Origin of the sequence: Rhodococcus marinonascens NBRC 14363, assembly GCF_001894885.1 — a bacterium.
GTDB classification, from domain to species: Bacteria; Actinomycetota; Actinomycetes; order Mycobacteriales; family Mycobacteriaceae; genus Rhodococcus_F; species Rhodococcus_F marinonascens.
Genome location: NZ_BCXB01000001.1, coordinates 284,627 through 308,196, shown reverse-complemented (window position 1 = coordinate 308,196; position 23,570 = coordinate 284,627). Strand labels below are relative to the sequence as shown.

The window sequence follows — 23,570 nt, the reverse complement described above, 5'->3', positions numbered from 1 at the left end:
GACCGCCCAGCCAACTCCTTCATCCACCGCGCAGGCCTACCCATCTGACACCTCCGTCATCGAGGTGTTGCTTCCACCGGTTGAACCCGGTCGGTACCAGTCCGACCGCGGCTCGCGGTACCCGCCTCAGGGTGGAATCGACCCACCCGACGGTGTCCCACGGGCGGGAGGCAGTGTTGTAAATCTGCGCCGGGGTTGTGATTTGCATCACATCAGTGCTCGATTAAAGTGAGTCCCGATGGCTCGCAGTCACTCTGACAAGGACCTTCGCAATGTCTAGGAAAATAGCCACTACGCTCGCCGCGATCGCAATGACCCTGCCCCTCGGCGCTCTGGCCGCTCCAGCAGCCTCGGCCGCGGTTGTGGCACCGACCCCTGTCCAGGGTTCGGCCGGTTCGTTGGCGATCTGTTTCAGTGTGCCGCTGGGATCGACCTCATCGGTTTCTGCATCTGAGACCACCGAGATCCGGGACCACCGAGATCCGGGACCACCGAGGCTTTGCCTCGGGCTGACGCAATCCACGCGCACGTCGAAACCTGCTGATGCCAAAGCGTTGACGTCGAACTTTGCTGATGTCAAAGTGTTGACATCGAACCCTGCTGATACCAAGTCTTTTGGCGAGGTTCCGACGGTTCCAACTCAGCCGATTGTGTCCAGCACCCAGGCGTATTCGAACGCTACTTCTTTCCACTTCTCGTAGCGTCCGCTGACACCACCGTGCCCTGCGCTCATTTCGGTCTTGAGGAGCAGCGGTTCGTCGCCAGTCTTGGTGGCGCGCAACTTGGCAACCCACTTGGCCGGCTCGACGTAGAGCACCCTGGTGTCGTTGATGCTGGTGATCGCCAGTATAGCGGGGTAGCGCTTGGCCTCGACGTTCTCGTATGGGCTGTACGAGCGCATGTACTCGTACACCTCGGGGTTCTCCAGTGGGTTGCCCCATTCGTCCCATTCGATGACGGTCAGCGGCAGCGACGGGTCGAGGATCGAGGTGAGTGGGTCGACGAACGGTACGTTGGCGAGAATGCCGGCGAATAGTTCGGGAGCCAGATTCGCCACCGCACCCATCAGCAGGCCACCGGCGCTGCCACCGTCGGCGATCATTTGCTGCGGAGTGGTGCGACCGATTTCGATCAAATGGCGTGCGCACGAGACGAAGTCAGTGAAGGTATTCTTCTTCGTGAGCGTCTTGCCGTTCTCGTACCAGTGCCTGCCCATCTCGCCGCCGCCACGCACGTGCGCAACCACGAAGACCACTCCGCGGTCGAGCAGCGAGAGTCGCGCGACGGAGAAGCCGGGGTCCATACTGGCCTCGTACGAGCCGTACCCGTAGAGGAGCAGTGGTGCGGGACTGTCGGCACCGTCCGACTTCCGCCGGACTCCGTCGGCACCGTCCGACTTCCGCCGCACGATGGACAGCGGGATCCTCGTCCCATCCTCGGCAGTGGCCCAATCACGTTGCTGCTCGTAGTCGTTTGCATCGAAGTCGCCGAGCACGGGCTGTGACTTGCGCAGCTCGAGTTCACCCGTCGCGGGCACGTAGTCGTACACCTGACCGGGGGTGATAAACGACGTGAAGGCCATCCGTAGCGTGGGCTGCTGCCATTCAGGATTGGCACCGAGCCCGACACTGAACAGTTCCTCGTCGAATTCGATCTCCGTCAACTCGCCATAGCCGTCCGCGGTGAGCGGCCAGATGGCGAGCCGGGTCAGCGCTTCGCGGCGGTAACTGAGCACAAGGTGATCGGCGAAGGCGTCGACCTCCTCCAACCGAACGTCGGACCTGTGCGCGATCAGCGTCGTCAGCGATTCCGGGTCGCACACCGGCGCCTCGGCGAGCACGAAATTCTCTGCCTTCTCGCCCTCGATCGTATCGTTGTGCAGGATCAGGAAACGGTCTTCCCCCGCGACCACCGCGTGCTCGACGAAGTATTCGACTCCCTCGCGTCGCGGCAGTACTATACGGAACTCGCCCTCGGGGTTCGCCGACTCCAGCACCCATCCTTCGCTGGTGATCTTCGACCCCACCCAGATCATGAGGTACTTCTCGCTCCGAGTGGACCCCACCGACACCCAGAACCGCTCGTCTGGTTCGTGGAACACGGAGACGTCGTGGTCGCGGTCGGTGCCGAGTTCGTGCCGCCACACCGTGTCGGGGCGCCAGGACTCGTCGACCGTCAGGTAGAAGACGTGATTGTGGTCGATAGCCCACGTGACCCCTGGCGCGGTGCCGGTGATCTCGTCGGCCAGGAGTTCACCGGTCTCAAGGTTCTTGAAGCGCAGTGTGTAGCGCTCGTCGCCGACCACGTCCACCGAATACGCGAGCAAAGTGCTGTCGTGGCTGAGTGCGAAGGCGCCTATGGAGAAGAAATCGTGGCCCTCTGCCTCGTCGTTGCCGTCGAGCAGGACCTGCTCACCAGGGAGTTCTATGCCCGGAGTCAACTGTGGCGGGGTCCAGTCTTCGGGACCGGCAATCGGAGCCCGGCATTGCACGCCGTACTGCTTGCCCTCGATGGTGCGGGCGAAGTACCACCAATCGCCCATCCTGGTGGGCACCGACATGTCGGTTTCCTGCGTGCGGGACTTGATCTCCTGGAAGATCCGATTCCGCATCGGTTCGAGGTGCGCGGTCTCCTGCTCGGTGTACGCATTCTCGGCCTCGAGGTACGCGACGACTTCGGCGTCTTCCTTGTCGCGCAGCCATTCGTACTCGTCGACGAAGGTGTGACCGTGATGGACGCGTTCGCGGGGAACGGTCTTTGCCACGGGCGGGGTGAGCTTCGATTCGTCAGCAGTCATGTATCAGCCCACCCATTCCTCGAACGACAGTCTTGAAATTCGCTCGTACGCCTCGATGTACCGGGCGCGCGTCGCCTCCACGATCTCCGCCGGCAATGGCGGCGGAGGAGTGTTCGAGGCACGATCCCAGCCGGATTCCGGGCTGGTGAGCCAGTTGCGGACGAACTGCTTGTCGAAGCTCGACTGCACCCTCCCCGCCTCGTAGGCGTCGGCCAGCCAGTACCGAGAGGAGTCGGGCGTGAGGACTTCGTCGGCCAGCACCAGATTGCCCTCTGGGTCCAGACCGAACTCGAGCTTGGTGTCGGCGAGGATGATGCCGCGGTCGGCGGCGAAGTTGGAGGCCCGTCCGTAGACGTCCAGAGTGTCCTCACGCAACTTGACGGCAAGATCCTGGCCCACCTTCTCGACAACTGCGTCGAAGGTGATGTTCTCGTCGTGCTCCCCCAGATCTGCCTTGTCTGCAGGGGTGAAGATCGGATCCGGAAGCTGACTCGCCTCGACGAGACCTTCGGGCAATGCGACACCGCACACCGCGCCGGACTCCTTGTAGTCGATCAACCCGGACCCGGTGAGGTATCCGCGGGCGACACACTCGATCGGAATCATGTTCAGTTTTCGGACCACCAGTGCGCGGCCGAGCACGGCCTCGGGGATCCGACTGTCGTCGGGCTCTCCGGCCAGGTGATTGTTGCCACCGAGGATGCCGAAGAAGAGGACGCTCATCGCCGTGAGCACCCGCCCCTTGTCCGGGATGGGCGTGCTGAGGATGTGGTCGTATGCGGAGATCCGGTCGCTCGCAACCAACAGGAGGTGCTCGTCGTCGATCGTGTAGAGGTCTCGGACCTTGCCACCGGCCAGATGGGGATATGAATCGAGTGAGGGGCGCACGGTGAGCCAGCCTATCGCTCGGGACAGCAGTGGCGTGACGGGTACCAATCCGCGCCCGGAAATGCCGAAGACCGTAAAAATAGTTAGCTTTGAAAGGGAGTTCTGCGAAGTACATGACAACGTGACAGGAGGACCATGGCGACGAACGCGGCCAAGGTCGACATAGGGTTCCGTTCGGAACGCGGACGGATCCTCATGTCGATCATGCTCACGATGGGGCTGGTCGCGCTCGATTCGACGATCATCTCGACCTCGGTGTACACCATCGCCGGCGATCTCGGCGGATTCGCACAGTTCCCGTGGTTGTTTTCGATCTACCTGCTCACCCAGGCCATTTCGGTGCCGATATACGGCAAATTGGCGGATATCTTCGGCCGCAAACCGGTGATGCTGCTGGGCATCGCGCTCTTCACTCTCGGCTCCGTGTTGTGCGGGTTCGCATGGAGTATGCCCGCGCTGATCGCGTTCCGGGCAGTGCAGGGCCTGGGCGGCGGGGCCCTCCAGCCGATGAGCCTGACCATCGCCGGAGACATCTACACGGCCACGGAACGCCCGAAGGCCCAGGCCTATCTGGCCAGTGTCTGGGCGATAGCTTCGGTGATCGGCCCGACCGTCGGCGGCTTGTTCTCCGAGTACCTGTCATGGCGGTGGATCTTCTTCATCAATATTCCGCTGTGCTTGCTCGCGGCAGTGATGTTGATCCGCAACTTCGAAGAGAAGCTGGTACGGGTACAAAGGTCGATCGATTACACCGGTGCCGCCATCCTGGCTGCCGGCACCACGCTCATCATCCTGGGTCTGCTCTCAGGTGGGCACGAGTGGGCGTGGGGTTCGCCGGCCAGTCTCGGGATCTTCGCGGCGGGCGGCATCCTCCTGTTCCTGTTCGTGCTGGTAGAACGGCGCGCTACCGAACCGGTACTACCGCTGTGGGTGTTCACTCGGCGTGTTCTCGCGGCGAGCAGTCTCGTCTCGCTTCTCGTCGGCGCAATCGTCCTCGGCCTGACCACATACATCCCCACCTTCGCGCAGGGCGTGCTCGGGACCGGTGCGGTGGCCGCGGGATTCGCAGTTGCCACGGTGACGATCGGCTGGCCCCTTGTCGCGGGGCAGGCCGGACGCCTGTACATGCGCTTCGGCTTCCGCGTCACCGCCACCGCGGGAAGTCTGTTCGTCGTGGCCGGTGCCGCACTCACCTTGACCCTGTCCATCGAGTCTGCAGTGTGGCAGGCGGCGATCTTCTGCTTCGTTATCGGCTGCGGCTTGGGACTGGTGGCGAGCCCGACCCTGATCGCCGCGCAGTCGAGCGTCGGCTGGTCGGAACGGGGCGTCGTAACCTCCACCAACATGTTCGCCCGGTCCATCGGCAGCGCGGTGGGGGTTGCCCTATTCGGCGCGCTCGTCAACACCAGACTGGGCGGCGCCGACAACCCTGATCCTGCTGCCCTGGCGGGAGCCATACACCTGGTGTTCCTTGCGGCTCTGGGCGCCGCGGTCATGCTCGTTCTCGCCTCCGCGGCCATGCCCAAATTCGCCCCGAAGCCCGGTTCGGTTCCGGGCACACCGATATCCGCATCCGCGCAGGACCCGAGCACACCGGTATCCGACCGTTCGTACTGAGGGAGAAACCGTGCCGAACCACACCGCCGACGTACTCGTGGCGTCGTATCTCGAGCAGGATCTGGTCGAGAGAATTGCCCGCTGCGACCCTCGGGTGCGGGTGTCGTATGCACCCGAACTACTCCCCCGCCCTCGATGGCACAGCGATCACGTCGGGGTGCCGCGTGAGCTGACCGCAGGTGAGCACGACCGATGGACCTCGATGCTGCAGACCGCGGAGGTGATGTTCGATTTCGACTGGCGCCGCCCCGAGCGCACGCTCGAGCAATCGCCGAGCCTGAAATGGATTCAAGCTACATCCGCTGGTGCCGGACAACTGATCGAACGCTTCGGTTTGTCTTACGCGCCGCTGACCGTGACAACCGCCGCTGGAGTCCACGCCGGTCCACTCGCGGAGTTCGCGCTCGCCGGCATCCTGCATTTCGCAAGGGGACTCCCCCGCTTGATCGACGATCGGCAGAACCGAACCTGGCGCAAGCAGCACACTACCGAGCTCGCCGGAAGCCATGCACTTGTCGTGGGCGCCGGAAAGATCGGCAAGCGCACAGCGGAACTACTCCGTCACTTCTCTGTCACCTCGACCGGGGTCGCACGCAACCCCCGCTCCGAAAGTGCCCCCTTCGACATCATGACGACCACGGAACGGATCCCCGAATACCTGCCGACCGCGGACATCCTTGTTATCTCCTGCGCGCTCACCGACGCCACTCGCGGACTGATCGGGCGCCGGGAACTCGACGCTCTACCCTACGGAGCACTAGTCGTGAATATCGGCCGCGGGTCGATCATCGACGAGGAGGCTCTCGCAGAGGGACTGGCGTCCGCGCGGCTGGGCGGGGCGGTTCTGGACGTTACCTCCACCGAACCGCTCGAGGACGATTCGCCGCTGTGGACTGTTGAGAACGTCATTCTCAGCCCGCACAGCGCCGCCAACGTACCGTCGGAGAACGGAAAGATCGTCGATCTGTTCATCGAGAATCTCGAGCGCCACCTATCGGGTGACGCGCTGATCAACGAGTTCGACTTCGACGCCGGGTACTGAGACGCCGGGTACTGAACTGTCCCTCGGGACGTCTACCGGGACAGCCTGCCCAGCAGTGCCGACGCGACTGCGATTCCGAGCACGGCCGCTACGACGAGCACTCCGAAATCCAGCCAATAGTTGGTGGGTTGGCCGATCAGGAGGCCCCGCAGTGCGGACACCTCGTAGCTCAGCGGGTTCACCCGGCTGATCACCTGTACCCAGCCCGGCATGAGGTCCACCGGGTACAGCGCATTCGACGCAAAGAACAGCGGCATGGTGATGGCCTGACCGATTCCCATCAGCCGGTCGCGCTTGAGGACGACACCCGCGATCGCAACCGACAGACACGAGAAGAAGGCGGCGCCCAGAACCACGACAACGACCACCGCCAGCAGGCGCAACGGATTCCATGTCATACCGACGCCGAGCAGGGCTGCCACGATCACGACGACAACGGCTTGCGCTACCGCACGGATACCGGCCGCAAAGGCCTTGCCCGTCACCAGGGCGGCGCGGGGCGTGGGTGTGACGAGAAGCTTGGTCAGCACCCCTGCGTCCCGTTCCCAGATGATCTGGATTCCGTAGAAGATCGCGACGAAGAGAGCGGACTGGGCGATGATGCCCGGCGCGAGATAGTCGAGATAGGGCACGTCGCCGGTCGGGATCGCGTGGATGCGGCTGAAGGTTACCCCGAAGATGAGAAGCCAGAGGATTGGCTGAATCGCTCGGGTCACCAATTCCGTTCGGTCGTGGCGAAGCTTCTGCAGCTCGACCAGACAGAATGTGACGATACGCGACACCAGTCGCGCACCCCCGATCGACGCCTCAACCCAAACGGTGGGCGGTGGAACGGGCGCTACGGACATCGCGGAGCCCTCCCTTCTCGTCGGAGGCGAGGCTGTCACCGGTGAAGTGGCGGAATACGTCCTCGAGCGTCGCCGCGGGATGGAGTTCGGCGACGAGTCCAGACGGCGATCCGACCGCCCGCAACTCTCCCCGATGCATCAATGCGACCCGATCACATAGCGTTTCGGCCTCTTCCATGTAGTGAGTGGTGAGTAGAACCGTCATCTTGTACTGCTTCTGCATCTCGGTGACATGGGTCCAGACCGAATCGCGTGCGACCGGATCGAGCCCTACTGTCGGTTCGTCGAGCACCAGAAGCGACGGCCGATTGACCAAAGCCTGTGCCAATTCAAGCCGTCGGACCATGCCGCCCGAGAAACTCGACGCCACCCGGTCGGCGACGTCGCCGAGGTCCACCATCTCGAGTATTTCGTTCACCCGGCTTCGCCGCTCGGATCGGGGCACGTCGTACAGTCGCGCGAACCAGGTGACGTTCTCGCGTGCGGTCAGAGCACCTTCGATCGACAACTGTTGCGGCACATACCCGAGCAGTCGACGTACTGCCATGGACTGGGTGCGCACGTCGTATCCGAAGATGCTCGCGTCGCCGTCCTGCAACGGAAGCAGGGTAGTGAGCAGTCTGATGATGGTGGTCTTTCCCGCCCCGTTGGGGCCGAGTAGGCCGAAGCACTCCCCTGCCTCGATCACGAGGCTCAGATCCTTCACCGCCGTGTAGTCACCGAATCTGTAGGTCACGTTCGACAGTGACAGCGCGTCCCAGGTAGCCCCGGTGCGCGCGGGCTTGCGTGAGTGGTGACCAGGCCGGAGAAATCTCATGTGTCGACCTCCTGTGACGGTGACTGCGAGGGGTCGTCCTGGTCCGGGTGAAGTGCACCCGCCAGACGGATGATCGCGGGAATGGCGGATTCGATTACGACGCGGTCCTCGGGACTCAAACTTCCGAATGCCGCTTCGACCTCCACATTGCGCCGGTCGCGCCAGCGTTCGACCTGCGAGCGCGCCGTGCCGGTCAGCGCCAGTCGTGCGATGCGGCGGTCACTCTCGTCCCGCACTCGTTCGACCAGTCCCGCGTCGATGAGTTGGCGCACCAGCGTCGAGACAGTGTTCGCCGCGAGACCCAGGGCTGCCGCTGCCTCAGCGACCGAAGTTCCCGACCGGCGGCGGAGCAAACGCACCAACTCCACTTGAGAACCGGTCAACGGGGTTTCCGGCCATGGCCGGCCCACCCTTCGCCGCGTGTGCCGACGCAGCAATCCGATTGCGTCGAATAGTTGCTCGGCGGGCGGCACCTCCGCGTGGTCGAAAGCTTCCTTCTGTGCCATACCTCAATATAGCTCTGCATCAGAGGTAATACCAGGCGGCTAGGCTCGGAAGGGTTATCACGTCCGGATAGTCGAGGGTAACGAGAGGAATGTCGGCATGTGCCTGGTTCTGTTCGCCTGGCATACCCGTCCCGATCTCCCCCTCGTGATCGCGGCCAACCGCGACGAGTTCTACGCTCGTCCCACCGAGCCGCTCCAGCGCTGGGACGACGGCTTCGTGGCCGGCCGCGACCTCCTCGCGGGGGGAACGTGGATGGGCATCACCGAGGGCCTGCGATTCGCGGCGGTCACCAACGTCCGTGACAGCGCTCCCACAGCGGGAACCCGGTCTCGCGGCGCACTGCCCGTCGAGTATCTCCGCGCGCCGACGTCTCCCGCCGACTATGCCGCGCAGGTGACCACCGCCGACGCCGACTACGGCAGTTTCAACCTTCTCGTCGGCGACCCCGACGAACTGTGGTGGGTCACGAACCGGCCGAACGGTCGTCGCCAGCGCGTCGCACCCGGGTTACACGGATTGTCCAACGCCGAACTCGACACCCCGTGGCCAAAGGTGACCGGTGGTACGCGCTCGCTCGCCGCGGCACTCGCCGACGACGACGGCAGCGCAGACTCCGACCCGGAGGCCTACTTTGACGTGCTCACCGACGCCGATCCCGCACCGTGGGAGGCGCTGCCCGACACCGGTGTCGGACCGGAACTCGAACGCGCACTGTCGTCCCGGTTCATCCGCCACAGTGACTACGGGACACGCGCCTGCACCCTGCTGAGGGTCCGGTCGGATGGCACCTACGACATCACCGAACGACGTTTCGACGAGAACCGGATGATCGGCGAGATCCGCTTCCCCCGCAGGTCAGTCAGGTAAGAGACGAACGGATGACGCCCGCCGTCTGATCGAGCGCGATTCGACTCGGCGAGCTCGGCACTCCGCGCAACCCGAAACCGTCACCGGCCGTGCGGGGCACGACGTGAAGATGGACGTGGAACACTTCCTGGCCGGCGGCGACCCCGTCGGCCAGGAAAAGATTGACGCCCTCGGTCCGCATCGGCCCGTTCCTCAACGCCGTCGCAATCCGCTGACCCACGGCGAAGACCGCGGCACCGTCGGCGGGATCGAGGTCGGCGAGCCCGGTCGCATGCCGCGTCGGGACGACGAGCAAATGTCCGGACGTCCACGGCCGGATGTCCATGAACGCCATCACCCGGTCGCCCTCGTACACAATGCTGGCGTCGGACCGACGCCCAGCGATCTCACAGAAAATGCAGTTCACGGATAGGCCCTCCGGCGCTCGTGGGTGACTACAGGATCGGCGACGGTCGGTACGCAGCCGCCGCGGGGTTGGCGTCGACGAGCTTCTGCACCTGCGCCACGATCGCGGCCACCTGAGGCTCGGCGGCACCGATGAACGCAGTCTTGTCCGCGAGCGCGTTGTCGAGCGCGGGGCGGTCGAGCGGCAACCGGTCGTCGGCGGCCAGTCGGTCAAGGAGGTCGGGTTCCTGCCCACGCTCGCGCATCGCCAACGCGACCGCGACCGCATGTTCCTTGACGACCTCGTGGGCGGTCTCCCTGCCCACTCCGGCGCGCACCAGAGCCATCAACACCTTCGTGGTCGCAAGGAACGGCAGGTACCGGGTGAGTTCCTTCTCGATCACCGCCGGATACGCGCCGAATTCGGCGAGCACCGTCAGGAATGTCTCGATCAGCCCGTCGATCGCGAAGAACGCGTCCGGCAACGCGACACGGCGGACCACCGAGCAGAACACATCACCCTCGTTCCACTGCGCGCCCGCCAACTCCGCAGCCATGGAGGCGTATCCGCGCAACACCACCTGAAGTCCGTTGACGCGCTCGCAGGAGCGGGTATTCATCTTGTGCGGCATGGCCGACGAACCCACCTGGCCGGGCTGGAAGCCCTCGGTGACCAGTTCGTGTCCGGCCATCAGTCGGATGGTGTGCGCGAACGACGACGGCCCGGCGGCCACCTGCACCAGCGCGGACAGCACATCGTGGTCGAGCGACCGCGGGTAGACCTGGCCGACACTCGTGAGTACGTGGGCGAAGCCGAGATGCTCGGCAACCTTCTGCTCGAGAGCCTCGAGCTTGGACTCGTCACCATCGAAAAGGTCGAGCATGTCCTGAGCTGTGCCCATCGGGCCCTTGATGCCACGCAGCGGGTAGCGGTCGATCAGCTCACGCAGTCGGGCGAGCGCGACCAGCAGTTCGTCGGCCGCGGACGCGAAGCGCTTGCCGAGGGTGGTGGCCTGCGCCGCGACGTTGTGCGAACGGCCCGCCATGACGAGGCCAGCATACTCGGCGGCCCGCTCGGACAGCCTGGCCGCGACCGCGACACCGTGCGCGTACACGTGCTCGAGTGACCGCAAGATCTGCAACTGCTCGACGTTCTCGGTGAGGTCGCGGCTGGTGAGGCCCTTATGCACCTGCTCGTGCCCCGCGAGCGCGTTGAACTCCTCGATACGCGCCTTCACGTCATGGCGCGTCACGCGCTCACGGGCGGCGATTGACTCGAGGTCCACTTTCTCCAGCACCCGCTCGTAGTCGGCGAGAGCCTGGTCAGGCACATCGATCCCGAGTTCGGCCTGGGCACGCAACACGGCGAGCCATAGTTGACGTTCGAGGACGATCTTGTGCTCAGGAGACCACAACGAGGTGAGTTCCGGGCTGGCGTACCGATTGGCAAGGACGTTTGGGATGCGGCTCACGAGTCCTCAGCTTACGGCGGACCTACGATTGAACGTGGTCCGGTTGGTCCACCGCGGGCGCGACGACGTCGACGACGTCGAGCAGTATCGCGCGGGTGAGCGCGCGCGGGTCTGCATCGTGCTCACCGAGCGCCGTCACCAGTGCACCATCGACAACCGCGACGAGTCGGCGCATCTGCCCCTGCAGGACGTCCCGGTCGGAGCGGCGCAACGCCTCTGTCAGTAGGTCGTGGAGTTGCACACCCAACCGCCGTTGCACCTCGCGCAACTCGGGGCGGCGCGCACAGGCGGTGAAGCGCTCGTACCGCGAGATCAGCCGTTCGCGGCAGTCCACGCTCATCAACGCCGGTCCGACGAGAAGATCGAGGAGCAGATCAACGGTGGATTCCAGCCCACGGTGACGGTGCGTGACGTCCTCGACGCGCGACCGCATGACCTCGAGGGCGCGGTTGCCGTTGCACTCGACTCCCTTCGCGATGAGGTCGTCGAGGGACTCGAAATAGTAGGTGGTCGATGCCAGCGGTAGGTCGGCCCGTGACGCCACCGAACGATGCCGGACCGCGTCGAACCCGCCCTCGAGTAACAGATCGGCGGCGGCTTCGACAAGCGCCTGACGGCGTCGTTCGCCCTTCGGAGTTACCGCTGTAGACACACATTCATCTTCCCAGCCGAGAGTGTCGCACCAGGGCAGATTGGACCACAGACCGTAAGATCTGTGGACGCAACCTGGATTCGCATCGCGTTTTTTCGCGTCACCGAATTTTCCCGCGTCACCGAGTTTTTCCTCGTCACCCCGCTCGGCACGACCGTCGGCCGGCATAACGCCGAGCTAGAACGAGCCAAACAATGGGCAGGAAAACGAGCGGCGGGACGCGGACCACGGCGACCCACAGGACAGCAGCGAGCACGGCAACCACGAACAGCAGTCTCCGCAATACTGCGGCATCCCGTCCCGAATTTCGCCGCACGTGTTGGGGGTCTGCACCGAAGCGCCGTCCGTCCGGCAGATCCGCAAACAAGGGCGAGAGGTCGGCGACCGTCTTGGCGAGATACGCCTGGCGCACTCGGGCGTCGAACTCGTCGGGGTCGAGGCGCCCGGCAGTGAAATGCTCGGCGAGCGCAGCGGCGGCTTGTTCCCGTTCCACGGTTCCGATACGTACTCCACCAGGGATGGGTGGCTGTGGATGACTGCTGTCGCTCATGTCGTCGCCTTATACCGAGGTCGTTGTAATACTGTAATCACACTCACAGTGCACTTCTTCTGCGCCTAGTCACACAGGCGTTCTCTTTGCCTTCCCCACCTGAACAATCGCCCATCTCCATCGAACAACCTCGCCGATGGCACCGCAAGAGCCGGTGTCGCCAAACTATGGCCGCATCCAACGACTCAGCCGGACCAACGATTCACGAACCTCCGCGGTGGAGCCGGCGAAAGACAGCCGGATCGTCCGATCGCCTCGGACCGTGTCGAAGTCAACGCCGGGAGCCAACGCCACACCGGTGTCCTGCAGCAGCCGCGAGCACCACTGAGTCGACGTCGCGCCGCGGGTTCCCTCTAGCAGGTGCCCGATGTCCGCGTACACGTAGAACGCACCGTCGGCCGGCGCCAGATCGCTGATGCCCACCTCTGGCAGCCCGGAGAGCAGCAGCTCCCTGTTGACCGCGTAACGCTGAACGTGACTGTCGAGCTCGGATCTCGACTCAGGGGTGAACGCGGCGATCGCCGCGTACTGGGAGAGGGCGGGCGGGCACACCGTCATGTTCGACGCGAGGCGCTGCAATGCCGGGCGCAATCCCGGCGGAACAAGCATCCAGCCCAGCCGCCAACCCGTCATCGAGAAGTACTTGGACACCGATCCGACGACGACGGATTCGCGGGACGTCTCCCATGCGCTCGTCATCACCTGGTCGCCGTAGCCGATACCGTGGTAGATCTCGTCGGAGACCAGCAGCGTCCCGTGATCGTCGCACCAACGAGCCAGGGCGGCCAGCTCGTCAGGGTCGATCACTGTGCCGGTCGGGTTGGCGGGGCTTGCGACGATCAGGCCGGCGGGCGGCTCGGGCAACTCCTCGAGCATCGCAACCGTCGGCTGGAACCGGGTGTCGGGTCCGCAGTCGATCTCGATGACCTTGCAGCCCAAAGCGGTAAGCGTGTTTCTATAGCCCGGGTAGCCGGGGCGGGCCATTACTACTGTGTCGCCGACGTCGAAGGCGGCGAGGAACAGCAGCGTGAACGCACCCGACGAACCTGTCGTCACGACCACGTCGTCGGCATCGACCTCGATGCCCGACTTGGTGGAGTGGTACTCGGCTATCGCCTCGCGCAGCGGCGCGATCCCGAACGTCTCCGTGTAGCCGAGCAGGTGCGTGTCGAGCGCCTCGTGCGTCGTCCGCAGAACCGGCTTCGGCGCGGGGGTGGACGGCTGGCCCGCCGCTAGCGTCAGCACGTCACCGTGAGTGCGTTGCCGCTCGATGGCCGCCTTCCACACATCCATCACGTGGAAGGTCTGGATGTTGGACCGCTGGGATTCGTGGCGCACCCGATGACGCTATCGTGGCTCGCTCACTTGCGGAGCAAAGTATCCCGATGCGACTCGACCGTTTCCCGGATTGCACCCCCACTGGCCGCGACCTCCGTCCGGCGTAAGGACTCGGGCCGCGCCACGAGCCAGTACGACAGGGTGGCCTCGACGTGGACGAACACGTTGGTTACGTCACCGATTCGGGCATCGCGACGGTCACCGCCGCCCGGGTCGGTGACAAGTACATACACAAGGGCCTCCACCCGCTCGGCTGCGGTCAACGCCTGCCGACCAAGATCAGTCAGTTCCCACCCACCCGTTGCTTTCGCCAGCACACGGCCGCCCAGTCTCTTTTCCAGGCTCGCGATTCGTCGCGAAACGGTCGTATGGTTGATCCCGCGAGGCCACCTCTGCATATTTGCGCATGTGGGCTGCGAATGTCGGCATTGTATGCGCACAAGTACGAATCAATACTGTCCGCAGTCCACCAACCGTGCCCCCGGTTACGGCATCACGGCATCACGCAGAAATGTGATGAGGAGCGACAGAATGAGCGTCGGCGAGACAATCCACGAAAAGGAAGCGCCGTCGGCTGGGCTGAAGAAGGTTGTCGTCGCGTCCATGGCCGGCACAGTCGTCGAGTGCTACGACTTCTTCATCTACGGGACCGCCGCGGCACTGGTGTTCAGCAAGGCCTTCTTCCCTGCCGGGGGAAACGAATTCGACGCGATCATCGCAGCCTTCGCCACCTACGCCGTCGGCTTCGTTGCCCGCCCGCTCGGCGGCATCGTCTTCGGTCACTTCGGTGACAAGTTCGGCCGCAAGAAGCTGCTTCAGGTCAGCCTCGTCCTCATCGGCGCCGCCACGTTCCTCATGGGCAGCCTGCCCACCTTCGGCCAGATCGGCTACTGGGCTCCGGCTCTGCTCGTCACCCTCCGCTTCATCCAGGGATTCGCTGTCGGCGGCGAGTGGGGCGGCGCGGTCCTGCTGGTGGCCGAGCACAGCCCGAACAAGTCACGCAGCTTCTGGGCGTCATGGCCGCAGGCCGCAGTTCCGATAGGCAACATCCTCGCGACCGTCGTCCTGCTGGTCCTGACGACGACACTGTCCGAAGAGCTGTTCCTGAGCTGGGGCTGGCGCGTGGCGTTCTGGCTGTCGGCCGTGATCGTCTTCTGCGGCTACTACATCCGCACCAAGGTCACCGACGCCCCGATCTTCATCCAGACGCAGAAGGAAACCGAACACGTTGGGACGACATCCTTCGGCGTCGTCGAAGTGCTCACGCGGTACCCGCGCAGCGTGCTGACAGCGATGGGTCTGCGTATAGGGGAGAACGTTCTGTACTTCTTGGTGGTCGCCTTCTCGATCACATACCTCAGTGTGGTCGTGGACACCGATACCGCACAGATCCTCTGGTGGATGCTGATCGCGCTCGCCGTGCACGCCGTGGTGATCCCCCTCGTCGGACGACTCTCCGACATCATCGGCCGGCTCCCGATATACATGGCCGGCGCCGTTGGCGCGGGCACGTGGGGCTTCTTCGCGTTCCCGATGATGAATAGTGGCCATGACGCGGTCATCCTCGGAGCGATCATCACCGGCCTGGTGTTTCACGCCTTCATGTACGCCGGCCAGCCAGCAATCATGACCGAGATGTTCCCGACTCGTATGCGGTACTCCGGCATATCCCTCAGCTGCCAGGTGCCATCCATCGTGGCCGGCTCACTCGCACCTATCGTCGCGGTCAGCCTGCTCAGCAAGTACAACTCCTACGTTCCGATCGCGATCTACCTAGCAATCGCGTCGCTCGTCACGGTCGTCGCCGTCCTCGTCGCCCGTGAGACCAAGGGCATCTCGCTCGAATCGATCGACGCCGCCGACGCAAGGATCCTCGCCGACGAAAAGGCGGGAGTCCCAGCATGACCGGGCAGAACCTCATCGGGCGCTCGGCCGTCGTCACGGGTGGAGCCAGCGGAATCGGCGCGGCCTGCGCTCGCTCACTGGCCGCCAAGACCCTCGCCGACGAGATCGACGGAACCGCCTGGCACGTGAACCTCCTCGATAGCGACCGCCCCGAGGACTTCCGACGCATCCAGACGCTGATACACCGAGGGATTCGGACGCTGGAATGTCACCGGCTCCTCATCCACGATTGACGGAGGACGGAGGACGGAGGACGGAGGACGATTGACGGAGGACGGAGGACGGACCGCATACTAGGCCCACCGGGTCATGAGACCACACTGGAGTGATGTTCCCCGCGTCGACGTCGTTGCGCGTTCTGGCGGCCCTGCTCGTGTTGTCACTTGCACTGGTCGCGACGCTGTGGGTGTTCCAACGACGGCTGATCTACTTCCCCGACGTGTCGCCCGTCCCGCCGGCGTCGCACATACTGCCCGCCGCCGAGGACATCCGGTTGACCACGTCCGACGGGCTCGAACTCGGCGCCTGGTACGTGCCTCCTACGAGCGCAGACCGTGATGCGACCGTGCTGATCGCGAACGGAAACGGCGGGAACCGTTCGGGCCGAGCGCCATTGGCGAGCGAACTCGCAGCCGAGGGATTCGCGGTACTGCTGTTCGATTACCGGGGGTACGGCGGCAACCCTGGACGCCCGACCTCGGCGGGACTCGCGCTCGACGCCCAGGCGGCACATCGATTTCTCATCGAGCAGAAGCGGGTGTCACCAGCCCGGATGCTGTACTTCGGGGAGAGCCTCGGTACAGCTGTGGTGAGCCGACTCGCGCTCGAGCATCCGCCTGCCGGGCTGTTGCTCCGGTCGCCGTTCATCGATCTCGAGTCACTCGCACGGCAACTGTTCTTCGGGCTGCCTATCGGGTTCCTCCTGCGTGATCGTTTCGCGGTCGCGGAAGCGGTGTCGCGGATCGAGGTGCCGACAACCGTCGTGTACGGCACCGCCGACGAGGTGGTGCCGCCCGCCCACAGCATCGCCGTAGCGGAGGCGGCGGGCGGGCCCGTCGAACTCGTCAGGCTCGACGGAGCCGGCCACAACGACGCCGTCATGTTCGGCCCCGACGTGGTCGACGCCGTCAAGGCCCTGGCAGACCGGTCCATCGGGCGGCGGTAGGCCGTCGCGCACCCCGGATTCACCGAAGAGTTGCTTCATGAGTCCGGGTGCACCGAAACGGGAGCAACCCCTCCACTTCGAGGGGACGGTGGTGGAGATATCGAAGATTTTTGCAGCGGTTCGCGCCCTCGAGATCGCGCCCGGCAGCCCTGTTTTTTCGAGCGTAGGGTGAGGGCGGCGGTTTTGCCGAGGGAACCCAGAAAGTTGGCCGCAGTTGGCACAACCGCAGCCAGGTTCTGAAACCAGACAATCGGGAGCACAGCCATCATGAATGAGTCCATTGCCGTCGATAGTCTCCGGCAGTCAGTCAGCGACTACTACGGACGACAGCTTCAGGGCACTGAAGACCTCAAGACCAGTGCCTGTTGTGACGCAGAAAATGTCCCCGACTGGCTGAAGCCGGTCTTCTCTGCTATTCATCCGGAAGTGCTCGCCCGCTACTACGGTTGCGGACTGGTGGCCCCGGCTTTGCTCGACGGCCGTCGCATCCTTGATCTTGGCTGTGGAACCGGGCGTGACGTCTATGCCCTGGCGCAGCTTGCAGGTAGTGAGGGCCATGTGACGGGCGTCGATATGACCGATGAACAGCTCGACGTGGCGCGCACGCATCAAGACTGGCACAGCGAACGTTTCGGCTTCGCCAACACATCCTTCCTGAAAGGCTATATCGAGGAATTGGAGGCGCTACCCCTGGACCCCGGCAGTTTCGACGTCATCGTTTCCAACTGCGTCGTGAACCTCGCGGCCGACAAGGAGGCCGTGCTGCGCGGGGTGTTCAGACTGCTCGAGCCAGGCGGCGAGTTCTACTTCTCGGATGTATACGCAGATCGCAGGGTTCCCGAAGCGCTCCGCGAGGACGCTGTGCTGTATGGAGAGTGCTTGAGTGGTGCCTTGTACTGGAACGATTTCCTCACCCTGGCCAAACGCGCAGGGTTCGCCGATCCTCGGCTCGTGACCGACCGTCCGCTCGACATCACCAACGCCGAGGTGGCCTCGAAGATCGGAAACATCCGCTTCCATTCGGCGACCTACCGGATGTTCAAGCTGGAAAGCTTGGAGAGCGCCTGCGAAGACTACGGACAGGCGGTGGTCTATCAAGGCGGCGTAGCTGGGCAGCCAGAGCGTTTCCTACTCGACAAGCACCACGAGATCGAAACCGGCAAGGTATTTCCCGTTTGCGGCAACACCTCGCGCATGCTCTCTGAGACGCGCTTTTCCCCGCACTTCCAGTTTCTGGGAGACTTCTCACGCCACTACGGAATCTTCGCAGGTTGTGGCACGGAAGTACCGTTCACCGGGCAAGCGGAAGACGCGATCGGACAGGGCGGCTCCTGTTGTTGATCGGGTAGCGGCACCCGACACGGCAAGCAGACATCTTTGGTCGAGTGGCCGTTCCTACTGATCCGGGCCGCTGAGATAGTTCTCTGTCAGTTCACAGTGATACGCCCCTCGACCGCTGCGAGGCCGATGTCCTTGCGGTAGTGGCTTCCGGGCAACTTGACGGTAGCGATCTTGCCGTAGGCGTCGTCGCGCGCGGCGGTGAGATCGGGTCCGACCCCGACGATGCTGAGGACGCGCCCGCCAGCCGAAACTACTTGACCCTCCACCATTTTCGTACCCGCATGCAGAATTCCGTCGCCGTCCGATCCGATGATGACGTCGCCCGTTCGCGGCGGGGCCGGGTAGTACTCGGCGGCGACCACGACGGTCACGGCGGAGCCGTCGTACCACTCGAGCGGCGCGACCTGATCCAACGTTCCCGTGGCTGCCGCGTTCAGTAGTTGGCCGAGGGGGCTCTTCAGCAGCGCGAGCACCGCCTGGGTCTCGGGGTCGCCGAATCTGCAGTTGAACTCGACCACGGCCGGGCCGTCCTTGCCGATCGCCAGGCCGGCATACAGCAGACCGGTGAACGCACAACCGCGCGCGACGAGTTCGGCCGCGACCGGCATCACCACCTCGTCGACGATGCGGGCGACGGTCTCGTCGGGCAGCCATGGCAGCGGTGTGTAGGCGCCCATCCCGCCGGTGTTGGGCCCTGTGTCGCCGTCGCCGACGCGCTTGTGGTCCTGAGCGGGAAGCAGTGGCACCACTGTCTCGCCGTCGACGACGCAGAACAACGACACCTCGGGTCCGTCGAGGAAGGATTCGAGCAGGACTGGATGACCATTCTCGAGCAGCTCGGCCGCATGATCCCGGGCGGTGTCGCGATCGGTGGTGACCACGACGCCCTTGCCCGCCGCCAGGCCGTCGTCCTTGACCACCCAGTTGGGTCCGAAACGGTCCAAGGCCTCGTCCAGCTTGGCGGGATTGTCGATGACCTCACTGTGCGCGGTTCGGACACCGGCCGCTGCCATGACGTCTTTCGCGAAGGCTTTGGAACCCTCGATGCGGGCGGCGGCGGCGGAAGGGCCGAAACAGGAGATACCAGCCGAGCGCACGGCGTCCGCGACACCGAGGACGAGGGGTACCTCGGGGCCGATGATGACGAGGTCCGCGTCGAGTTTCTTCGCGAGAGAAGCCACGGCCTCCCCCGACGCAATATCGACGGGGTGCTGCTCGGCGATCTTGGCGATTCCGGCGTTGCCAGGCGCACACATCAGGGCAGTGACGCCCGGATCGCGGGAGAGAGCGAGGAGGAGGGCATGTTCACGGGCTCCGGAGCCGACAACGAGTACGCGCACGAGGTCAGCCTACGGCCCACGCCCTGGCGAGGGGATACCAGGGCGCGGGCCTCGGGCGTGCTACGAGACCGACGTAGCACGCCCGCATCCACTTGGGCGACAGGGATCACTAACTACTCACCGGCGCGGTGAGGTCGTACAGAACTATCCCGTCGACGGTGGTAGCGGCAAACTGCTCCGTCACCCACGTGGAGATCTCCGCCGCTGGTCCCTGACCTCTCCGCCCACTGGGGTCGGCGATGAAGTAGTGGATCTGCCCCTCTGCGACGTACTGCTGGAACTGATCGAGCGTCGGCGACGGGTCGGTGCCGTTGAAGCCACCGATCGGCATGACCGGGTCCAGCGTGGCCAGTTGGTAACCCGATGCACTGTTGGACCCGATGGTCGCCGCGACCCATGTGTACTGGTCCGAGTCGGCCTCGAGCAGTGCGACGACCTCATCGCCCGGATTACTACCCATCAGCAGTCCTCCGGCCGCTCCGATCGTCGAAGTTCCCTGGCCACCGCCGGGCTGGGGGGCACGGCCATCAGGTCTCGCACCACCAGGCTGTCCGGCGCCGCCATCAGGTCTCGCACCACCAGGCGTGGTAGACATCCTCCCGGCGCCCTGCGTTGCATCGCCCGGCATCCCCGTACCGTCCATCCCCGCGAAGCCGCGCATGCCACCGACACCCGCGTCAGCGTCGTCGACTTCGGGGCCGGCCGAGACGATCGAGCCGGTTTGTGTACCGGTAATCGTGTACAGCGTGTACGCGGTGGGTCCGGCGAGGCCGACGAACAGGGCACACAGCACGGCCACGACCGCGATTCGGCCACGAGCCAACGCGGGGAGCGCCAACGCGGCAGCCACCACCACGCCTGTGGCTACCACGGCCCACTTCAGCCACGGCATAAAGGCCGCGCTGCGGCTCAGCAGTATCCATGCGGTGACAGCCGTGACGAGCAGGGTCGCGGCCATCACCGCACGCACCCACGGTGTGTCACGGTGCCGCCACGCCGTGACCGAGCCGATCGCGACGAGCGCCGCGACTGCCGGTGCGAGCGCAACGGTGTAGTACGGGTGGAAGATGCCCGCCATCAGGCTGAAAGTCAGGCCGGTGACGAGCAACCACAACCCCCACACGATGAACGACGCCCGCTGGGCATCGACGCGCGGAGCCCTGCCGCGCAAAGCTATACCGACGACCATCAGAATCAGCGCCGCCGGGATCAGCCAGGCAATTCGCCCACCCTGGTTGGGGTCGAACATGCGAGTGATGCCGGCGCTTCCCCACTTCGTGCCGATTCCGCCGCCGGCCGTGCCGCCCATCATGGCGCCACCGGTGCCACCTGCCCCACCTGCGCCGCCGCCGGGCGAGACACTGCCGACCTCGTTGCCGTTCAGCCGTCCGAAGCCGTTGTACCCGAGTGTGAGTTCGATGATCGAATTGTTCTGTGACCCACCGATCCACGGCCGGGAAGAGGCGGGCCACAGTTCCACGGTCAGTACCCACCAACCCGCCGACACGATCATGGCGCCCAGTGCCGCGAAGCACTGCGCGAGGCGCTTGCCGAACTTCGGCGGTCCCGCGATCAGATACGTCAGGGCGAGTGGTGGCACGACGAGCATCACCTGCAACTGCTTGGTGATGAAGCCGAAGCCGACGAACACGCCGGTCAGGACGAGCCACCGGGTGCGACCGTCCTGGACGGCCCGCATCATCGCCCACACGGCAGCGATCATCAGCAGCACGAGCAGCGCATCGGGGTTGTTGAATCGGAACATCAGCGCCGCAACGGGAGTCAGCGCCAACACCAGGCCTGCGAGGAGACCGGCGGATGCACCGAACCACCGCTTCACGGTCGCGTAGAGCAGCGCAACAGACCCCACGCCGAGTAGCGCTTGCGGCACCAACATGGCCCAGGAGTTCAGCCCGAAGATCCTCACCGACAGTCCCATCAGCCACAGCGACATCGGCGGCTTGTCGACGGTAATCGAGTTGGCCGCGTCGGACGAACCGAAGAAGAACGCCTTCCACGAAACCGAGCCCGCCTGCACGGCGGCGGAGTAGAACGGGTTGGCCCAGCCGCCAGCGCCGAGACCCCAGATATACGCGACGGCGGTGCCCACCAGCAGCGCGGCGAGCGCCCAGTACTCCCAGTGTCGACGTACCTGCGGCTCCGGCGCCTCGGTTGCGGGCTGTTCCAGGGTCGCGGTCATGAAGAGGCTCCTTCGGATCGAGCGTTCCGGAACACCCAGCGAAGGGCGACGAAACGGCTCACGGTCGCAACGAGATTGGCGACGACGAGGACAGCGAGTTCCACGTGCTTGGAAGCGTCGGGTGCTGCTGAATGGAGCAGGAACAGAGAACCGCTGGTCAACAGGAGGCCGTAGGCGAAAACGACCAGACCCTGGATCTGATGCCGTGAGGCGCCCTCGGATCCGCGGACACCGAAGGTGAAGGCTCGGTTCGCGGTGGTGTTGAATACCGCCGTGATCAGCAACGAGACGGCATTGGCCCACTGCGCGCCGATCATCGGGTGCAGGCCGATGTAGAGCAGCACGTACGCAATGGTCGAGGCGAGTCCGACGACAGCGAACCGAGCCAGCTGACCGACCATTCCTCGCGGCACACCCGGCACCAGCGGCTCACGACCGAAGCTCGCACGCAACGATTCGAGGGGCAGTGACCCGGTCGACAGTGCCCGGCCCACCCGCCACACCCCCTTGAGGTCCTCGAGCGCCGTCGTGACGATGTCGACGCGACTGTCGGCGTCGTCGACCCAGTCGACGGGGACCTCATGGATGCGCAGGTCGGCGCGCTCGGCGAGAACGAGCAGTTCGGTGTCGAAGAACCAGCCGGAGTCCTCGACGAGCGGCAGCAGTCGTCGTGCGACATCGACCCGCATGGCCTTGAATCCACACTGCGCATCCGAGAAACGCACGTGCAGCGCGCTGCGCAGGATGAGATTGTAGCTGCGCGAGATGAATTCGCGCTTCGGTCCCCGCACCACCCGTGACGAACGCGCGAGCCGAGATCCGATCGCGATGTCGGAGTGCCCGGACAACAGTGGGGCGATCAAGGGCATGAGGGCGTTGAGATCGGTCGAGAGGTCGACGTCCATGTACGCCACGACTTCGGCGTCCGAGGCGCTCCACACCGCATGCAGAGCCCGGCCTCGACCCTTCTGTTCGAGGTGAACCACCCGAACCCCATCGATCTCCTCTGCCAGTCGAGTCGCGACAACCAAGGTGGAGTCGATGCTGGCGTTGTCCGCGATGGTGATCCGTGCCGAGTAGGGAACGCTTCGGTCCAGGTGCTGCCGAAGCCGGCGCACGCAGTTCTCGAGTCCAGCTTCCTCGTTGTAGACCGGCACAACTACATCAAGCACAGGTGACGTCGCGGAGGTCTCGGGAATCTCGAATCGACTCATGTCACCCACGGCACGAGGGAGGGAGTTCGTCGTCATGGAATCCAGAGTCGCCTCCCGGAATCCGAGAACCCTGGACGCTGCCTGGCAGTTTCCTGTCAGTGCGTCACGTACATGTCAGGACTGCGTATATGTCAGGACTGCGCCGGAGAAGCACTTTCGGGTACTGAGCGCATATTCTCGCCCCATGGCATCCGTATTCAGCGCAATCATCAACGGGGATCTGCCCGGACGATTCGTGTGGGAGGACGACAGCGTCGTCGCGTTCCTGACCATCGCACCCGTCACGCAGGGCCACACGCTCGTCGTGCCGCGCAGGGAGGTAGATCACTGGCAGGACGTCGACGCTGAGGTGTGGACCAAGGTCATGGACGTCGCCCGCACGATCGGCCGAGCCGTTCGCCCTGCTTTCGATGCACCACGGGCGGGGCTGCTCATCGCCGGCCTCGAGGTACCCCACTTGCACGTGCACGTCTTCCCCGCCTACGGCCTCGGCGATTTCAACATCAGCAACGCCGACCCCAACCCGTCCCCGGAGTCCCTCGACGAGGCCGCAGCCAAGATCAAGGCCACCCTTCGCGAACTCGGGCACGTCGACACCGTTCCGGCCTGAATCGTGCAGCCACGTA

20 protein-coding genes and 2 pseudogenes are annotated in these 23,570 nt (G+C 64.6%); 8 read left to right on the top strand and 14 right to left on the bottom strand.

Annotated features, from left to right (window positions below; genetic code table 11):
* Positions 1 to 640: 640 nt before the first annotated feature.
* Positions 641 to 2,797: a S9 family peptidase gene (locus RM2_RS01425; RefSeq protein ID WP_072687048.1), complete on the bottom strand. Its 2,157-nt coding sequence runs from the start codon at positions 2,795 to 2,797 to the stop codon at positions 641 to 643.
* A gap of 3 nt (positions 2,798 to 2,800) precedes the next feature.
* Positions 2,801 to 3,685, bottom strand: coding sequence for a phosphoribosylaminoimidazolesuccinocarboxamide synthase (locus RM2_RS01420; RefSeq protein ID WP_072687047.1), 885 nt, complete (start codon positions 3,683 to 3,685; stop codon positions 2,801 to 2,803).
* A gap of 135 nt (positions 3,686 to 3,820) precedes the next feature.
* Between RM2_RS01420 and RM2_RS01415 the strand changes: the two genes are divergently transcribed.
* On the top strand, positions 3,821 to 5,302 hold the full coding sequence (locus tag RM2_RS01415; protein ID WP_072687046.1) for an MDR family MFS transporter: 1,482 nt from the start codon (positions 3,821 to 3,823) through the stop codon (positions 5,300 to 5,302).
* 10 nt (positions 5,303 to 5,312) lie between these two features.
* Positions 5,313 to 6,344: a D-2-hydroxyacid dehydrogenase gene (locus RM2_RS01410; protein ID WP_072687045.1), complete on the top strand. Its 1,032-nt coding sequence runs from the start codon at positions 5,313 to 5,315 to the stop codon at positions 6,342 to 6,344.
* A gap of 32 nt (positions 6,345 to 6,376) precedes the next feature.
* On the opposite strand, the gene RM2_RS01405 is transcribed toward RM2_RS01410, so the two are convergent.
* Genes RM2_RS01405 through RM2_RS01395 form a run of 3 tightly spaced genes read right to left on the bottom strand, consistent with a single transcriptional unit; the run spans position 6,377 to position 8,515 of the window.
* Entirely contained in the window at positions 6,377 to 7,192 is an 816-nt protein-coding gene (locus RM2_RS01405) for an ABC transporter permease (RefSeq protein ID WP_072687044.1), read from the bottom strand.
* Positions 7,152 to 8,009 (bottom strand): ABC transporter ATP-binding protein, encoded by an 858-nt coding sequence (locus tag RM2_RS01400; RefSeq protein WP_072687043.1) that lies wholly within the window; start codon positions 8,007 to 8,009, stop codon positions 7,152 to 7,154. Before RM2_RS01400 ends, RM2_RS01405 begins: the two co-directional genes overlap by 41 nt.
* Positions 8,006 to 8,515 carry a MarR family winged helix-turn-helix transcriptional regulator gene (locus RM2_RS01395; protein WP_072687042.1) on the bottom strand — a complete coding sequence of 170 codons (510 nt, stop codon included), beginning with the start codon at positions 8,513 to 8,515 and terminating at the stop codon, positions 8,006 to 8,008. Before RM2_RS01395 ends, RM2_RS01400 begins: the two co-directional genes overlap by 4 nt.
* A 97-nt stretch (positions 8,516 to 8,612) precedes the next feature.
* Between RM2_RS01395 and RM2_RS01390 the strand changes: the two genes are divergently transcribed.
* Positions 8,613 to 9,383 carry an NRDE family protein gene (locus RM2_RS01390; protein WP_072687041.1) on the top strand — a complete coding sequence of 257 codons (771 nt, stop codon included), beginning with the start codon at positions 8,613 to 8,615 and terminating at the stop codon, positions 9,381 to 9,383.
* Here the strand turns inward: RM2_RS01390 and RM2_RS01385 are convergent.
* From RM2_RS01385 to RM2_RS25810, 6 genes and pseudogenes are all read right to left on the bottom strand, one after another.
* Positions 9,376 to 9,789: an HIT family protein gene (locus RM2_RS01385; RefSeq protein WP_072687040.1), complete on the bottom strand. Its 414-nt coding sequence runs from the start codon at positions 9,787 to 9,789 to the stop codon at positions 9,376 to 9,378. The genes RM2_RS01390 and RM2_RS01385 overlap by 8 nt on opposite strands.
* Positions 9,790 to 9,817: 28 nt before the next feature.
* The gene (purB, locus tag RM2_RS01380) at positions 9,818 to 11,239 is read right to left on the bottom strand and encodes an adenylosuccinate lyase (protein ID WP_072687039.1); all 1,422 of its coding nucleotides are present in this window, start codon (positions 11,237 to 11,239) and stop codon (positions 9,818 to 9,820) included.
* 22 nt (positions 11,240 to 11,261) lie between these two features.
* Positions 11,262 to 11,891, bottom strand: coding sequence for a TetR/AcrR family transcriptional regulator (locus tag RM2_RS01375; RefSeq protein WP_072687203.1), 630 nt, complete (start codon positions 11,889 to 11,891; stop codon positions 11,262 to 11,264).
* A 136-nt stretch (positions 11,892 to 12,027) separates the two neighbouring features.
* On the bottom strand, positions 12,028 to 12,441 hold the full coding sequence (locus RM2_RS01370) for a DUF1707 SHOCT-like domain-containing protein (protein WP_072687038.1): 414 nt from the start codon (positions 12,439 to 12,441) through the stop codon (positions 12,028 to 12,030).
* A 165-nt stretch (positions 12,442 to 12,606) separates the two neighbouring features.
* Positions 12,607 to 13,779: a pyridoxal phosphate-dependent aminotransferase gene (locus RM2_RS01365; protein ID WP_072687037.1), complete on the bottom strand. Its 1,173-nt coding sequence runs from the start codon at positions 13,777 to 13,779 to the stop codon at positions 12,607 to 12,609.
* Between the two features lie 197 nt (positions 13,780 to 13,976).
* A pseudogene (locus RM2_RS25810) lies at positions 13,977 to 14,159 on the bottom strand (LysR family transcriptional regulator); the annotation flags it as partial.
* A 151-nt stretch (positions 14,160 to 14,310) separates the two neighbouring features.
* On the opposite strand from RM2_RS25810, the gene RM2_RS01355 reads away from it, so the two are divergent.
* The 4 genes and pseudogenes from RM2_RS01355 to RM2_RS01340 all read left to right on the top strand — a co-directional run bounded on the left by RM2_RS01355 (position 14,311) and on the right by RM2_RS01340 (position 18,190).
* Positions 14,311 to 15,684, top strand: a complete 1,374-nt coding sequence (locus RM2_RS01355; RefSeq protein WP_072687036.1) for an MFS transporter — start codon at positions 14,311 to 14,313, stop codon at positions 15,682 to 15,684.
* Positions 15,681 to 15,866, top strand: a pseudogene (locus RM2_RS25710) (3-hydroxybutyrate dehydrogenase); the annotation flags it as partial. The gene RM2_RS01355 and the pseudogene RM2_RS25710, both read left to right, overlap by 4 nt.
* A gap of 146 nt (positions 15,867 to 16,012) precedes the next feature.
* Positions 16,013 to 16,849: an alpha/beta hydrolase gene (locus tag RM2_RS01345; RefSeq protein ID WP_072687034.1), complete on the top strand. Its 837-nt coding sequence runs from the start codon at positions 16,013 to 16,015 to the stop codon at positions 16,847 to 16,849.
* 267 nt (positions 16,850 to 17,116) lie between these two features.
* Complete coding sequence (locus RM2_RS01340) at positions 17,117 to 18,190, top strand: methyltransferase domain-containing protein (RefSeq protein WP_072687033.1); 1,074 nt, start codon at positions 17,117 to 17,119, stop codon at positions 18,188 to 18,190.
* 86 nt (positions 18,191 to 18,276) lie between these two features.
* Here the strand turns inward: RM2_RS01340 and purD are convergent, their stop codons facing one another.
* The 3 genes from purD to RM2_RS01325 all read right to left on the bottom strand — a co-directional run bounded on the left by purD (position 18,277) and on the right by RM2_RS01325 (position 22,980).
* Entirely contained in the window at positions 18,277 to 19,530 is a 1,254-nt protein-coding gene (gene purD / locus RM2_RS01335; RefSeq protein WP_072687032.1) for a phosphoribosylamine--glycine ligase, read from the bottom strand.
* Between the two features lie 109 nt (positions 19,531 to 19,639).
* Positions 19,640 to 21,730 (bottom strand): ArnT family glycosyltransferase, encoded by a 2,091-nt coding sequence (locus tag RM2_RS01330; RefSeq protein WP_072687031.1) that lies wholly within the window; start codon positions 21,728 to 21,730, stop codon positions 19,640 to 19,642.
* The gene (locus tag RM2_RS01325) at positions 21,727 to 22,980 is read right to left on the bottom strand and encodes a bifunctional glycosyltransferase family 2/GtrA family protein (protein WP_072687030.1); all 1,254 of its coding nucleotides are present in this window, start codon (positions 22,978 to 22,980) and stop codon (positions 21,727 to 21,729) included. The genes RM2_RS01330 and RM2_RS01325 overlap by 4 nt, the downstream gene beginning before the upstream one ends.
* Positions 22,981 to 23,128: 148 nt before the next feature.
* Here RM2_RS01325 and RM2_RS01320 point away from each other — a divergent pair, with 148 nt between their 5' ends.
* Complete coding sequence (locus RM2_RS01320; RefSeq protein ID WP_072687029.1) at positions 23,129 to 23,554, top strand: HIT family protein; 426 nt, start codon at positions 23,129 to 23,131, stop codon at positions 23,552 to 23,554.
* Positions 23,555 to 23,570: the final 16 nt, after the last annotated feature.

Excerpts from the sequence above, each read along its gene's own strand:
- RM2_RS01425 (WP_072687048.1), bottom strand. The coding sequence starts at position 2,797 with ATGACTGCTGACGAATCGAAGCTCACCCCGCCCGTGGCAAAGACCGTT.
- RM2_RS01355 (WP_072687036.1), top strand. The coding sequence starts at position 14,311 with ATGAGCGTCGGCGAGACAATCCACGAAAAGGAAGCGCCGTCGGCTGGG.
- RM2_RS01330 (WP_072687031.1), bottom strand. The coding sequence starts at position 21,730 with ATGACCGCGACCCTGGAACAGCCCGCAACCGAGGCGCCGGAGCCGCAG.
- RM2_RS01340 (WP_072687033.1), top strand. The coding sequence starts at position 17,117 with ATGAATGAGTCCATTGCCGTCGATAGTCTCCGGCAGTCAGTCAGCGAC.
- RM2_RS01325 (WP_072687030.1), bottom strand. The coding sequence starts at position 22,980 with ATGACGACGAACTCCCTCCCTCGTGCCGTGGGTGACATGAGTCGATTC.
- RM2_RS01320 (WP_072687029.1), top strand. The coding sequence starts at position 23,129 with ATGGCATCCGTATTCAGCGCAATCATCAACGGGGATCTGCCCGGACGA.
- RM2_RS01395 (WP_072687042.1), bottom strand. The coding sequence starts at position 8,515 with ATGGCACAGAAGGAAGCTTTCGACCACGCGGAGGTGCCGCCCGCCGAG.
- RM2_RS01345 (WP_072687034.1), top strand. The coding sequence starts at position 16,013 with ATGTTCCCCGCGTCGACGTCGTTGCGCGTTCTGGCGGCCCTGCTCGTG.
- RM2_RS01415 (WP_072687046.1), top strand. The coding sequence starts at position 3,821 with ATGGCGACGAACGCGGCCAAGGTCGACATAGGGTTCCGTTCGGAACGC.
- RM2_RS01390 (WP_072687041.1), top strand. The coding sequence starts at position 8,613 with ATGTGCCTGGTTCTGTTCGCCTGGCATACCCGTCCCGATCTCCCCCTC.
- RM2_RS01400 (WP_072687043.1), bottom strand. The coding sequence starts at position 8,009 with ATGAGATTTCTCCGGCCTGGTCACCACTCACGCAAGCCCGCGCGCACC.
- RM2_RS01405 (WP_072687044.1), bottom strand. The coding sequence starts at position 7,192 with ATGTCCGTAGCGCCCGTTCCACCGCCCACCGTTTGGGTTGAGGCGTCG.
- RM2_RS01370 (WP_072687038.1), bottom strand. The coding sequence starts at position 12,441 with ATGAGCGACAGCAGTCATCCACAGCCACCCATCCCTGGTGGAGTACGT.